General features: G+C 32.2%; 11 protein-coding genes and 6 pseudogenes. 9 read left to right on the top strand and 8 right to left on the bottom strand.

The annotated features are described in order from the left end of the window. The 3 genes and pseudogenes from AC1DIT_RS23940 to AC1DIT_RS23930 form a co-directional block, all read right to left on the bottom strand. Positions 1–340: recombinase family protein (locus AC1DIT_RS23940; protein ID WP_476998455.1), on the bottom strand; the 340-nt coding region annotated here is incomplete at its 3' end. A 365-nt stretch (positions 341–705) separates the two neighbouring features. Continuing rightward, positions 706–893, bottom strand: a pseudogene (gene hfq / locus AC1DIT_RS23935) (RNA chaperone Hfq). Positions 894–1,258: 365 nt separating this feature from the next. Then, on the bottom strand, positions 1,259–1,621 hold the full coding sequence (locus AC1DIT_RS23930) for a MerR family transcriptional regulator (RefSeq protein ID WP_016132729.1): 363 nt from the start codon (positions 1,619–1,621) through the stop codon (positions 1,259–1,261). A 111-nt stretch (positions 1,622–1,732) separates the two neighbouring features. On the opposite strand from AC1DIT_RS23930, the gene AC1DIT_RS23925 reads away from it, so the two are divergent. The 4 genes and pseudogenes from AC1DIT_RS23925 to AC1DIT_RS23910 form a co-directional block, all read left to right on the top strand. Continuing rightward, positions 1,733–2,494 carry an SDR family NAD(P)-dependent oxidoreductase gene (locus tag AC1DIT_RS23925; RefSeq protein WP_016132728.1) on the top strand — a complete coding sequence of 254 codons (762 nt, stop codon included), beginning with the start codon at positions 1,733–1,735 and terminating at the stop codon, positions 2,492–2,494. 49 nt (positions 2,495–2,543) lie between these two features. Further along, the gene (locus AC1DIT_RS23920; RefSeq protein WP_016114406.1) at positions 2,544–3,389 is read left to right on the top strand and encodes a hypothetical protein; all 846 of its coding nucleotides are present in this window, start codon (positions 2,544–2,546) and stop codon (positions 3,387–3,389) included. A gap of 472 nt (positions 3,390–3,861) precedes the next feature. After that, positions 3,862–4,548 (top strand): IS6 family transposase, encoded by a 687-nt coding sequence (locus tag AC1DIT_RS23915; protein ID WP_016114405.1) that lies wholly within the window; start codon positions 3,862–3,864, stop codon positions 4,546–4,548. 54 nt (positions 4,549–4,602) lie between these two features. Then, positions 4,603–4,827, top strand: a pseudogene (locus AC1DIT_RS23910) (DDE-type integrase/transposase/recombinase); the annotation flags it as partial. Positions 4,828–4,963: 136 nt separating this feature from the next. Here the strand turns inward: AC1DIT_RS23910 and AC1DIT_RS23905 are convergent. After that, a complete protein-coding gene (locus AC1DIT_RS23905; protein WP_016114404.1) occupies positions 4,964–5,824 on the bottom strand; it encodes an HAD-IIB family hydrolase in 861 nt (286 codons plus the stop codon). Next, positions 5,811–7,133, bottom strand: a pseudogene (locus AC1DIT_RS23900) (DegT/DnrJ/EryC1/StrS family aminotransferase). Before AC1DIT_RS23900 ends, AC1DIT_RS23905 begins: the two are co-directional and overlap by 14 nt. 97 nt (positions 7,134–7,230) lie before the next feature. Here AC1DIT_RS23900 and AC1DIT_RS23895 point away from each other — a divergent pair. Together AC1DIT_RS23895 and AC1DIT_RS23890 are read left to right on the top strand one after the other, a co-directional pair. Next, positions 7,231–8,220, top strand: a complete 990-nt coding sequence (locus AC1DIT_RS23895; RefSeq protein ID WP_016132726.1) for a LacI family DNA-binding transcriptional regulator — start codon at positions 7,231–7,233, stop codon at positions 8,218–8,220. A gap of 484 nt (positions 8,221–8,704) precedes the next feature. Continuing rightward, positions 8,705–8,980 carry a hypothetical protein gene (locus tag AC1DIT_RS23890; RefSeq protein WP_016131314.1) on the top strand — a complete coding sequence of 92 codons (276 nt, stop codon included), beginning with the start codon at positions 8,705–8,707 and terminating at the stop codon, positions 8,978–8,980. A 67-nt stretch (positions 8,981–9,047) separates the two neighbouring features. On the opposite strand, the gene AC1DIT_RS23885 is transcribed toward AC1DIT_RS23890, so the two are convergent. From AC1DIT_RS23885 to AC1DIT_RS23875, 3 genes and pseudogenes are all read right to left on the bottom strand, one after another. Beyond that, a complete protein-coding gene (locus AC1DIT_RS23885; RefSeq protein ID WP_002068860.1) occupies positions 9,048–9,281 on the bottom strand; it encodes a YuzF family protein in 234 nt (77 codons plus the stop codon). A gap of 425 nt (positions 9,282–9,706) precedes the next feature. Next, positions 9,707–10,084 (bottom strand): annotated as a pseudogene (locus AC1DIT_RS23880) (DDE-type integrase/transposase/recombinase); the annotation flags it as partial. Between the two features lie 46 nt (positions 10,085–10,130). Beyond that, positions 10,131–10,835: a YoaK family protein gene (locus tag AC1DIT_RS23875; RefSeq protein WP_016114399.1), complete on the bottom strand. Its 705-nt coding sequence runs from the start codon at positions 10,833–10,835 to the stop codon at positions 10,131–10,133. A gap of 198 nt (positions 10,836–11,033) precedes the next feature. On the opposite strand from AC1DIT_RS23875, the gene AC1DIT_RS23870 reads away from it, so the two are divergent. The 3 genes and pseudogenes from AC1DIT_RS23870 to AC1DIT_RS23860 all read left to right on the top strand — a co-directional run. Then, on the top strand, positions 11,034–11,720 hold the full coding sequence (locus AC1DIT_RS23870) for an IS6 family transposase (protein WP_077295779.1): 687 nt from the start codon (positions 11,034–11,036) through the stop codon (positions 11,718–11,720). Positions 11,721–11,920: 200 nt separating this feature from the next. Beyond that, positions 11,921–12,549 (top strand): annotated as a pseudogene (locus tag AC1DIT_RS23865) (IS6 family transposase). Between the two features lie 646 nt (positions 12,550–13,195). Beyond that, positions 13,196–13,399 (top strand): annotated as a pseudogene (locus tag AC1DIT_RS23860) (alveolysin); the annotation flags it as partial. Between the last annotated feature and the right edge of the window lie 32 nt (positions 13,400–13,431).

Below are 13,431 nucleotides of genomic sequence, written 5' to 3'. Positions count from 1 at the left end.
GAATAACATCATTTGTACTTTCTCCAGTGTAATTGACGTTAATGTATGGTTCCTTTATAAATTGTAAATTTACTTTATGTTTTTCGTAATATCTAAATTCTTCTAATGTATCATTCATATTTCTTCCAAGTCTTGTCAAGGAATCAAACACAATGGTATCTCCTGTACGAACAAGACGTTTTAGCATTTTATAATTCTCTCGCTCCATATTTTTTCCAGATTCTTTATCTATGAAAATATCCCGTTCTTCTATCCCTAAATTCTTCACATTCTGAATTTGCCGTTCTTCGTTTTGATCTTTACTCGAAACTCGCACATATCCAAATTTTTTATGTTTCATATGCTACACCTCATTGATAATTATAGCAATTATGTCTGTAAAGGTATATAAAATAAACGGATGTCTGTAAAATAAGAAACGGATATTTATAGACGTGGTTTTTTATAGTTTCCTATATATCTGTAAAGGTATACTTTTATAGACGCACCAAGGGTTCTCCACATCTTTGAATACGTGGTAATAAAAAGTGGCTCAAAAGGTGTACCTTTCGGAACAAAAAAAGAACCCTAATCATTAGGATTCTGTACAGGAAACAACAAATATATAGAAGTAAGATAAAGAGAATTACTTATTATTATATCGCATATATGTATAATGTAATATYGAGAAGATGTTAAGAAATGGTCAAATCATTCTCATATGTATTATGTAGTAATAGTTGAAACGGCTTGTTTGTAAACAAGTTGCTGTTTACCATGAACCATCATAAGAATCGTAAATTTGTCCATTGCAAGAATCTGCCCAGTTATCCGAACCCCACTCTTTAAAAATACAGTGACTGGCTTTTTTTTTCTTTAAATAATTCATACGTTTTTTCTTGTAGACCATTCAAATGAATCCCTCCTTTTTATAATCGTATCATACTGAAATTTAAATACTGGTTTATACACGTATTTCTCAATATAGCCATTCAAAAGGAATCTCCTAGTATTATGGATTTGTTTTTTATTACAAGAAAGCTCATTTTTTCGTTTTAGGGTAATTCTGAATTCTTAAGTTGATGGGCATGGGTCACCATATCAAAAAAAGAAAATTGTACGTTTAGACACATTTTAGACGCAAAACAACCGATTCCTTGTACGTTAAGGATTCGGTTGTTTTTATTTTTATATTTATTGGACAGATGATTACTCCAAAATTGACGGATGCCCCTTCTACCCCATGGAGATGTGGCGTTCGCCCTTATAGAGCCTGCATCTAATCTCGTTTACTGATGAAATCTTTGTAAGCCGCAATTTTATATTCAAGCATCTCATCCGCAGCTTTTAACGTTCTGATTTGTTTCTTAATAGAGTGTTTATGTTCATCTAAAAGGCTTAACCGCTCTAGTGCGGTATGTTCTCCTTCTAAAACTAATGAAGCATACTTCTTTATTTTCGCAATAGGCATTTGTGTTTCTTTTAACTTGATAACAAATTGCAGCCATTTAATATGAGAATCGTTATATCGTCTGTCTCCGCTGGCATCACGACCAGGAATTATAATTTTTTCCTTTTCGTAATACCGCAAAGTATGTGTACTTATCTCTAAAATTTTAGCCACTTCACCAATGGTGTGCATAAGAAACCTCCACATTAATTTTTCTTGACTTAGAGCTTACTCTAATCATTATAATCAACTCATAGTTCATTCACAATAAAATCAATTGGATAAAATTCAGGAGGAATTTATATGAAATATACAGTTATTACAGGTGCCAGTTCAGGAATTGGGTATGAAACGGCTCTTGCTTTTGCGGCTCGCGGAAAAAACTTAATCGTAGCAGCTCGCAGAACGGAGGAATTGGAAAAGCTAAAATCAAAAGTGGCTGACATTAACGCAGACCTTGATGTTGTCATTCGAAACGTAGACTTATCTGTTACTACAAATGTTTATGAATTCTACGAAAGTCTTCAGGATTATCAAATTGAGACCTGGATTAACAATGCTGGGTTTGGAAACTTTGCTTCCGTTGGGGAACAAAATTTAAATAAAATTGAGACGATGCTTCACTTGAATATTGAATCATTGACCGTTCTGTCCTCTCTTTATGTACGTGACTATGCAAATGTTGAAGGAACGCAAATTATCAATATTTCTTCAGGAGGAGGATACCTGATTGTTGCCGATGCTGTGACCTACTGCGCGACAAAGTTCTATGTAAGTGCCTTTACAGAAGGTCTAGCACAAGAATTGAAAGAAAAAGGGGCAGTCATGCAAGCAAAGGTTTTGGCTCCTGCTGCAACTGAAACGGAATTTGCTAAACGTTCTTTGGATGCAGATGAATTCCAATATGAAGATGTAATTCCTAAATTTCATACTGCAAAAGAAATGGCTGGATTTATGTTAGATCTGTATGATAGCGAGAATGTTGTTGGAATTGTGAATGGAGAAACGTATGAGTTCCAATTAAGAGAACCAATTTTTCCGTATGTGACGAGAACAAGAAAATAATCTGGTGTACCCAATTTGAAGTTTTAGATCCTAAAGGAGCGTAAAAAACATGAAAAAGTTTAAAGACATTCAAAATAATCATTTAGCATTAACACAATACTATCGTTGGTATCAAGTATATGAAGTCCCATTTAACAAATATCGTCTAGAAAACCAGTTAGACATTTTAGGGGATGAAATTGAAATTTCATCTCAAGCTGGAACTTCTAAAGGTAAAAGTGGTTTAGAAGATAGATTAAAAATGTTTGAAGGATGGCAAAATGCGCATCATGTTGAAAACACATCAATCAAACAGTTGAACGATGAAGAACTTTCATTAGAAGCAGATATTCTTTATCAAAATATACGCCCAGATGATAGTAGATACAGCTACAGAATTCATTATTCAACAATCCTGAAACTTAGAGAGAATGACTTGCCTCCTTTTACAAAGGTCCATATAGAGCCAATCGGTAATGTGGAAAATCCACAATTTACATCTGCCTATGCAGACAATAGAGCAAAATCATTTATGCATTATTGGTTATATTTAATGGAAACAGCATCTGTGAACGGTGACAAATTCAAAGAATTACTAGCAGAACAATTTGAATTGAATTTAAGTACAGGTTCTGAAATCGATACATTAAAAGGATTTAACGAATGGTTGGCAACCGCTTCGAGTCAAGTGAAACAAAGCGGACATTATCCAAAAAACCTCTCAGTTACAGAAAATGTGGATAACACGATAAATGTTTCCGTAGATTTTGAATGGGAAGGTATTTCTGTGGATAATAAGCCAATGGTTGCAGAAACACATCATGAATGGGTGCTTGAAAATAATTTAGATGAGCGATTTGCTCGTATGAGAATGATGAAAGTAACTCAAACAAAGCCATTTCAAATAGTAGAATAATTTAGAACATAGCCTTTTTCTTTTATGATAGATAAAAGAAAAAGGCTATAGGCTTGATACGAACAAAAAAGAAAATCGTACGTTAATAAGTCGGCAATTCTTATTAGAGGTAGAAGGAGCAACCGTGCCGGGAAGTGCAAAGTAACTCCTAATAAATTGGGAGGGTTTCAACGTCGCTCTTTATGATATACCAAAATATGTTGACCAAGCGGTGGAAAGGTTAACATATTTTTTCGTTAAAAATTTGTAATCGGTCGAATCCAATAGTTTTTTATATTAAGAGTGGGAACGTGAGGGTCAGTTCCCGCTCAACATTACCTCCATAGGAAAGGAATTCATGAAGAAAAAAATGATTTATTTATTCATATTTTTAGGTGTGGTATGTATTACAGTTTCATTGTTTTTAAGGTTCTGTTGCAAAGTTTTCTAAACTAAGCTACACTTTCGAAAAAGAAAACGAGGAGAATCACAGATGGGATATTTTAAAGGGAAACAGTTCAAGAAGGATATTATTTTAATAGCCGTTGGCTACTATTGTCGTTTTTCTTTAAGTTATCGCGATGTGTCTGAAATTCTCAAAGAACGTGGTATTTCTATTCATCCAACAACTATCATGCGCTGGGTTCATGAATATGGAAATCTTATCTATCACATTTGGAAAAAGAAAAACAAAAACATATTGTTATCTTGGCGTTTGGATGAAACCTATATCAAGGTGAAAGGGAAATGGTGTTATTTATATCGAGCAATTGATAAAGAGGGACAAACCCTTGATATTCAACTTCGTCAAAAACGGGACACACAAGCAGCATATGCTTTTATGAAAAGACTTGTTCGATCTTTTGGAGAACCAACGGTTCTGACGACAGATAAGGCCCCTTCTTTAGCTTCCGCATTCAAAAAATTAAAGGAGATAGGTCTTTACAAAAATACCTTTCATCGTACAAGCAAGTACCTCAATAATATCATTGAGCAAGATCACCGACATGTGAAACGTCGATTCTCCTGTTCTTTAGGATTTCAAAGTCTTCGCCATGCCTCACGTACTATTAAAGGTATAGAAACTGTTCATGCCATATACAAACAAAAACGAAGTCTTCAACCAAACTTCGTTTTTTCGACGTATAACGCATTACATGAATTATTAATAGTTTCATAAAACTGGTTCACAATATTCCCCATCTCTTTATATCTTCGGAAACTTTGCAACAGAACCCATTCTACAATCAAACATTTCAATAATTACATAGAACAAGATCATCGCCATGTGAAGCGCCGGTTTGCTAAATCCTCAGGATTTCAAACACTTCGCCATGCTTCACGTACAATAAAAGGAATTGAAACGGTTCATGCCCTATATAAACAAAGAAGAAGTCTTCAATCAGACTTCTTCTTTTCGACTTATAACGAATTACAAAAATTATTAACGGCTTCATAAAATTCAATTGCAATTCCTTCAACTTTTTATGTGTTAAAAAACTTTGCAACGGAACCTAGTAGATAATGCTCTACAGTGAGCTTTTGCAATTCCACCTGTACCTACAATTCCAATATTCATTACAAGAACATCTCCTTTAATTAATAATGTGCTTTAGAGTATTTAAAATTCCAATGGAATATTCACCTTGAACTAACATAGAATGCGCTTTTTTAGCTTCTTCTGTCGCGTTTTGTATTAAGTAACCATGTTGAACCGCTTTAAGCATTTTTAAATCATTCCCACTATCTCCAAACGCAATTGCATTTTCTCTTCTTAAATCGTATTTACCTAAAATAAACTTAACAATTTCATCTTTCCCAGTTCCAATCGGAATAAAATCTACATCATAGCAATCCTCTGGATCACCTGCTAATGGATTACACCGGTTAATATTAACCCCTACTTGATATTGCTCTGCAATTTCTTTTATATTTTTCAAACTTTTAGTATCTACAACTTCATTTTGTTTTTCATAATAAAAATTAAATTTGTATTTAGAGGTTCCTAATTGTGTCTGTGGTTGTAAAAAAACACCATAATCGCTTTCTAATAAATCAATGATTTCATCAATTTTTCCAGGTGCAAATCCACTATTATCAAGCTTTTCTTCCCATCTTTGATCAGTTAATGTAATACCATTACTATTAAAGTATGCTATTTCTGTCCCAAATCCACTTGCTATAAAATGAGGGAAATACTGGATGGATCCTTTTTTCATTTTTTCAATGATAGATTCTAAACTACTCCCAGTTACCCAACCAATTACTAGATGACCATTACTTCCTTGTTCATATAAGTACTCTTCTAACAATTTCATGTTATTTCTTTTGGATTCATCCATATCATGAGGGTAATAAGTTTCATCAAAATCACAAAACACTACAAATTTAGGATTTTCAACTTCTGGTAATCTTTCGAATGTTAAAGAATTTAAAGTTTTATTATTTAGTAACATTAATTAATCCCTCCATCACATAGTCTTCTTCTTCTAATGTTATATTTGGGTATAAAGGTAAATGTAATATCTCTTTATGAACTAACTCTGTATTTAATAAATTAGCATTTATATATTTATCCTTAATCAAACAAGTGTTTTGCTTATGAGCTAATACAGGGTAATAAATATCTGTTTCAATGTTATACAGCTGTTTCAACTTCTTTTTCAGCTCATCCCTCTTCCCATTTCTAACTCTAATAGGGAACAGGTGCCATACATTGTCTTCCGTCATCTTAGATAGTTGTATTAATTCTTTATTCATTAATCCCTTTAGATTATTTATATATCGCTGAGCTAAATATACTCTTTTAAAATTGTTATACGATAAATGTTTAATTCTCTCCAAACCAATTGCTGCTTGTAAGTTATCAATTTTAGAATTGAAGCCAAAATCTAATACCTTTTTATTTTTCTTATCGACTTCAAAACTGTGATAGCTATATTGATTACACTGAATTGCAAGATCTTCATCATTACTAACGATTGCGCCAGCTTTACCACAAACACCGAAGTTTTTATAYGGATTAGAACTGAGAACTAAAATATCTCCGTATTTCCCAAGATCCGAAGAACCTATAGCCTGACAAGCACCCTCAACAATTCTCAATTGATAAGTATCTGCAATTTGACGGATCTTTTTCATATTACATTGTTTACCATACAGATGTACTAGTAAAATACATTTTGTTTTTGGAGTAATGGCTTCTTCTATTTTAGTTGGATCCATGTAGTAATTTTGACGATCTATGTCTACAAAAACAGGTTTTGCTCCAATTGCTAACACAGCATTCTCTGTAGCAGCAAAACTATTAGCAGGCATAATTACCTCATCGTCTGGCTGGATTCCAATAGATAATAATGAAACCATAAGAGCATCTGTACCACTACTTGTTGCAATTACAAATTGCTTGTTTAAATACTCCCCGATTACTTCCTCTAACTTTTTTGAAAATGGGCCACTTGTAAATTGTCCTGTCGGTAATACTTCTTTTAAGGTTCTCATTATTCCGTCAATTTCTTCTGTAGAAATTAAACGGTTTACAGGCATGAATTCTATTTTCTGTATATTTTTCTGCTATAATTGAAAATATCTTTATTTATATCGACATTATTATCCAATTTATTATCTTTAAATAATTTTTTTCATTTTATGATTCGGTAATATATTGCTAATTTCGAATTCAATACCTTTTGTTTCGCCCTGTAAGTATTTCAATAAGGCTAAATGATCTTTGCTATGACCAGAAACTGTAGTAAGAGTTTTCACGTTAAAATCACCTCTAAGAAATTATTTTAAAGATCATGAATAGAATATATTTTATGTTAACGATTACATGTCAACATTTTTTTTATGGAGTGATTCTATGGTAACAATTAAAGAAATAGCCAAACTATGTAATGTATCAAATGCCACAATTTCAAGAGTGTTAAATAATCATCCTTATGTAAATTCAGAAAAACGCGAAAAAATATTGAGAGTAATGAAAGAGTTAAACTATACTCCTAGTTCTATTGCTAGGAATCTTAGGATAAATAAAACACAAACCATAGCCCTATCTATTCCTAATATTGCTCATCCTTTTTTTGGTCAACTTGCTAAAGAGATATCTAAAGAATTATTAAAACACAATTATAAATTACTGATTTATCAGACTTTTTACAAAAAAAAAATAGAACTTGAATTACTAGCATTGTTAGAAAATAAAGCTGTGGATGGTGTAATTCTCGCATCCTTAGAAAATAAGTGGAAAGATGTGGAGTGTTACTTAACACATGGTCCAATACTACTGTGTAATGAATATGAGGAAACTGCTCCTATTCCAATAATCTGCTATGATGAATATGAAGCGGGCTATAAAGCAGTTAAACATTTAATTAGTAAAGGACATGAGAAGATTGGTTTTTGCTACGATTCGCTTAATAGTCAAGCTCAATTAAAACGTAAACAAGGATATCTTCATGCTCTAGAAGAAAAACAGCTATCATATAAAAAAGAATGGCTATTTGGAAATGCAATTACTGTTGAAGATGGGTTTAGAATTTTTGAGAAGTTAAATAATTTAAAAGACAGACCTACGGCATTATTTACTGGTAATGATCAAGTAGCAGCTGGAGTTATTAAAAATGCTACTTTAAAAGGGTATAATATTCCAACTGACCTTGCCGTTTGTGGCTATGACAATCAGTTAATTTGTAAAGTTACAAGTCCAACAATAAGTACTATTGATATTCCAATAGTTGAATCAAGCAAACGTGTTGTTAGTGAAATACTAATATATATAGATTCAAAAGATAGTATTGGCCGTAAAATTATTCAATACCCTACGAATCTAATTATTCGTGAATCGACATAAATGTAATTGGTCATTTTATATGAGATGAGCTATTCATGCAAAAGATAATTGTTGAGAAACTTATATATGAAGATAAAATCTTCAATTTTGTAATACAATGAATTTTTTCGGACTATTATTCTTGCATTTTTGCAGTAACTTATAACATATTGGGGTATGGCAACATGCCCATCAAGCTAATATTCTGAAGTGTCCCCAAAACGAAAAGTATATTATTTTACAGTTATTTATGAGAATTCAACTCATTTTCTTCGTTTTGGGGAACTACCAATTTCTTAAGTTGATGGGCATGGTCACCATACCCAAAAAAGAAAATTGTACGTTTAGACATGAAATTGACACATTTCGATCAGTTCCCTGTACGTTAAGGAATTAGTTTGTATATTTGAGGAGATGTGGGAGACAGGTGTAAATTTAGGGGAATCCAATATTTTCTATTCAAATATGATAGAATAGAAGTATATCCAAAACGGAGGAACAACAAATGAACTCAAACACAAAGCAGTTTATTTATGATATCCAGCAAAGAAAGAATAATTATATAGAAGATGTATTAACAGCAATACAACACCCTAAAAAAGAGGAATCTGAACAGGTCATTCAAAATATAGTAGAGAAGATGGATATGATGATTAGTTTAGTTACTACTTACATGGCTATTGAATCAGAATCTATGAAAGAATTAAGAGAGCTTCAGGAAGAAGTTATTCATGCTCAAGCATATATTCAAAAACGAAAATTTGAAGAAACACAGAGATAAAACCCTGTGTTTTTACTTGATCGTCTATGACACTAATCTTTTATAAATCAAATTAGGTATAATTTGATTATTGTTTTGGCATAATCCATACAATTTGTTGAATGCGTACAATATACGGTACCGTATCTTCAATGAGCAAATGATCTGGTTTCACATCCTTTAACTTTCCTCTTACATTACCTCTTACAGTTTCAATAACCACATGTTTACCAATTACTGATTGTAATGTCTGATATACGTAGGGATTTGGTACACTTACCATATTTTGTTCACTAAAGTCATTTCCCTCCAAATAACTCATTCTATAAGACTCCTTTCTAACTTGCATTCTTTCTCTTAATATATGATATAAATCTTATAAATATGCTAGAAGGATAATTCATTATATGAACGAAAATAACATTTTAATAAGGTACGTTTTCTATTTCTAAATTACTAAAAAATTATTTATATAAGGTTATTTTTACTAGTTAATAGGTAATGATATAGGGATATTTTGAATGTACATCTAGGTTGTTCCTTTCAAGATATTTATCATTTTATATACGCCCTTTATTAGAATACTGCTTATACTTTTTTTGAGATTCTTTAGTAATACGTGCGTTAAGTAAAATTGCTAACAACAAAAACACTCCATATTTTCCCCCTGTAGCTCTTATGATAATCACAGATTCTGTTGCAAAGTTTCCGAAAACATAAAGAGATGAGGAATATTGCGGACCAGTTTTATGAAGATAGTAATAATTCATATAATGCGTTATATGTCGAAAAAGCGAAGTTTGGTTGAAGACTTCGCTTTTGTTTGTATATGGCATGAACAGTTTCTATACCTTTAATAGTACATGAGGCATGGCGAAGACTTTGAAAGCCTAAGGAACGGGAAAATCGACGTTTCACATGTCGATGATCTTGCTCGATGATATTATTGAGGTACTTTATTGTACGATGAAAGGTATTTTTGTAAAGACCTATCTTCTTTAATTTTTTGAATGCGGAAGCTAAAGAAGGAGCCTTATCTGTCGTCAGAACTGTTGGTTCTCCAAAAGTTCGAACGAGTCTTTTCATAAAAGCATATGCTGCTTGTGTGTCTCGTTTATGAAGAAGCCGGTAATGAACGACATGCAAAAGTGAGATATTATTAAAAAATCTTTCATTTCAGCATTTGAGATTTTCTCCAGTACCCTCTATCTTTATGATACAAAATCAAAGCAATCACTAAAATTCCTGATGCAATCCAAATTGATCTGTTCCCTATATGAGTGGTAGTAAATGTGCCTAACAACGCACCAAGTATAAAAGAAAGAATAATCACAAGAAATTCTTGAAATCGCTTTTTCTCTTCCTGATCATGTTCTATAAATGCTAAATATGCTGCCTGCGTTACAGTTCGAAGATTCCCTGTTGTCATCGTTGAATTGTAGGCCCACTTGTCTAGTTTATTAAAAGTGGAGATCTGTAAAGATGATACAAACGCAATACATACCGTTATCACTATGTTAGGGATACTTTTGGGCAAGATACCTACAATGATTAAAACTATACATTCCAGTATTAGAATAGAGCGTCTATAACTATGCAATACATGTCTTATATGAGGAATCTTTACTACCTCTGATATTAAAACACCTAACATAAAAGCTAAAATAGGCGGGATATATAGCAAAGCATTATGCCATTCTCCGTTAGCTGCTCTTATAGCGAGTAATACTACATTCCCTGTCTGCGCATTGGCAAATACTCCGTCCCTACTGATGAAAGTATACACATCTAGAAAGCCTCCAACTACTGCTAACAAAGCACCCAAATAAATAGAGTTTGAAGATAATGAGGGGATTGTACCTAGTTTGTCTTTCATATTATTATCTCCTTGTACCTTATATTGCATATATTATCTAATTATACAAATAACAATATTATTTTGATAATATTTACAAGATATTCGTAATTTATATCTTGATGTTTCTTCCTTTTACTTTTTCCTAATATGATATAATACCATACCAAGATTTTTACCTACAATCAACACAATTTTTTAACATGTTTTAATTGTTTAATTTCGTTCACTTATCAGCCTGAACTAATCTTATTAACAGTAAGGTGGTACCTACGGTACAATTTGAGTTTTCGTAACCTGGTGGAAATGATGGAGGAAAGAGGATTATCAATTGCTCACACAACAATTATGCGCTGGGTTCATCAATATGGACCTCAATTAGAAGAGAAAGTACGACATCATCTTAAATCAACAAATGACTCGTGGAGAGTCGATGAAACTTATATTAAAGTAAAAGGACAATGGATGTATTTATATCGTGCGGTCGATTCAGATGGTAATACAATTGGTTTTTATCTAAGTAAATCAAGAGATAAACAAGCAGCCAAGCGCCTTTTTAAGAAAGCCTTGGCTTTTTCCTACGTTTCTAAACCTCGCGTGATAACAGTAGATAAAAACCCTGCCTATCCTGTAGCGATTCAAGAGTTGAAAGATGAGAAACATATGCCTGAAGGCATACAATTAAGGCAAGTTAGATATCTCAATAATATAGTGGAACAAGATCATCGTTTTATTAAGAAACGTGTGCGTTCTATGTTGGGATTCAAGTCATTTAAAACAGCAATCTCTATATTGAATGGTGTTGAAGCCATGCATATGATGAAAAAAGGACAAATTCCCCGACAGGTGAAGTCTACCCAAAATGAAGTTGAATTTGTATATAACTTGTTTGGAATTGTATCATAATCTGGAATTGAACAGACCGTGTAGGTTCTATGTCTCTATTAAATGATTTTTGCACCAGAACCAAAAAATGAATCCTCAGAATCATTTTTAAGAGGATTTATTAGCCTATTTAATAGAATAGTACTTGCGGTTAATGGTTCTGTTGCAAAGTTTTTTAAACTAAGCTATATTCTAGAAAAATGAGACGAGGAGAATGACAGATGGGATATTTTAAAGGAAAACAATTCAAACAAGACATTATTTTAGTAGCCGTCGGCTACTATTGTCGTTTTTCTTTAAGCTATCGCGWTGTATCTGAAATCCTGAAGGAACGTGGTGTTTCGGTTCATCCGACAACCATCATGCGMTGGGTTCATGAATATGGMAACTTGATCTACCAAATTTGGAAGAAGAAAAATAAAAACGTACAATTGTCTTGGAAATTGGATGAGACTTWTGTAAAAGTCAAAGGCTGCGTAAAAAGCGAGATCATCAGGCCGCATATGGCTTTATGAAAAGATTAGTGAAAAAGTTTGGAGAACCAACGGTTCTAACAACAGACAAAGCTCCAGCATTACTTTGTRCGTTTAACAAATTAAGGGAACAAGGCTTTTATAAACATACAACTCATTGCACAATCAAGCATTTGAATAATCTCATAGAACAAGACCATAGACATGTAAAGCGACGTTTTGCCAAATCCGCAGGATTTCAAAGTCTTCGCCATGCTTCACGTACCTTGAAAGGAATCGAAACGATTCATGCCATACATAAACGAAAACGCAGTTTGCAACCAAACTGCGTTTTTTCAACATACAATGAATTACAGCAATTACTTAGAATTGTATAAAATCCATCTGTAATCAGCCCAATTTTTTATCTATTAAGAAACTTTGCAACAGAACCTAGTTATTTATAAGAGCGCGTCWTATTTAAACCTATATCTTGATGYAATTTCRCATATCCAAATAAAGGGAATCGATATGCAGAGTGTGATTAAATTATATTAATAATATTTAATTTATATTAACTATTTTTTGTGGATTAAAATAGTTATTTTTTAACCTTATATATCAAGTTGAAACTGTTATAGTTACTTGTATAAAAACAAACAATAATTTTTGTAGTATAATATTTTCATTTTCGTTAATGCTCAATATTGAATTTTTTTGATATAATCGAAAAAATTCTGCTATTTACGCATTGGAAGTTTAATGATTTAATAAAAACATAACTGGTATGACCACTAAGGAAGGAAAAGATTACGCTAATATAAGTTCGGTAAAGTTATGAGTAACATTATTTTTATTGTATTACCTTAATAATGTGATAATAAGTCTCGAAAACAGTCTATAATCACAAAATTATTGCATTTATAAATAAAATTAATGAAAGACTTTTGTAACATTTATGAAAGTGTATTGAAAGATACTTAAACTAAGATAAATATAGCAAAAGTGATTTTATAGAAATGATGAAAGAAAGGAAGAGATAACATGAATCATACGAAAAAAAAGGAAGGGATTGGTTTTTTGAAAATCCAGAAAAATAATAAAGGAATAAAATTACTAGCATGTTTATCAATTGGCTTATGCACTTTTAATTATTCTTCTATTTCTTTCGCTGAAACACCTAAAAGTAATTCAGCTGATGCAACAAAAAAAGCTATTAACATTGATACTGGTATAGCAAATCTTAAGTAACATTGATACTGGTATAGCAAATCTTAAGT

The sequence above is a fragment of the Bacillus sp. 05T22 genome (assembly GCF_056396765.1).
This window is presented reverse-complemented; position numbering and strand designations above follow the sequence as displayed.

Coding starts and splice junctions, on each gene's coding strand:
- AC1DIT_RS23930 (WP_016132729.1), bottom strand. CDS start 1,621: ATGCACACCATTGGTGAAGTGGCTAAAATTTTAGAGATAAGTACACAT.
- AC1DIT_RS23925 (WP_016132728.1), top strand. CDS start 1,733: ATGAAATATACAGTTATTACAGGTGCCAGTTCAGGAATTGGGTATGAA.
- AC1DIT_RS23920 (WP_016114406.1), top strand. CDS start 2,544: ATGAAAAAGTTTAAAGACATTCAAAATAATCATTTAGCATTAACACAA.
- AC1DIT_RS23915 (WP_016114405.1), top strand. CDS start 3,862: ATGGGATATTTTAAAGGGAAACAGTTCAAGAAGGATATTATTTTAATA.
- AC1DIT_RS23905 (WP_016114404.1), bottom strand. CDS start 5,824: ATGTTACTAAATAATAAAACTTTAAATTCTTTAACATTCGAAAGATTA.
- AC1DIT_RS23895 (WP_016132726.1), top strand. CDS start 7,231: ATGGTAACAATTAAAGAAATAGCCAAACTATGTAATGTATCAAATGCC.
- AC1DIT_RS23890 (WP_016131314.1), top strand. CDS start 8,705: ATGAACTCAAACACAAAGCAGTTTATTTATGATATCCAGCAAAGAAAG.
- AC1DIT_RS23885 (WP_002068860.1), bottom strand. CDS start 9,281: ATGAGTTATTTGGAGGGAAATGACTTTAGTGAACAAAATATGGTAAGT.
- AC1DIT_RS23875 (WP_016114399.1), bottom strand. CDS start 10,835: ATGAAAGACAAACTAGGTACAATCCCCTCATTATCTTCAAACTCTATT.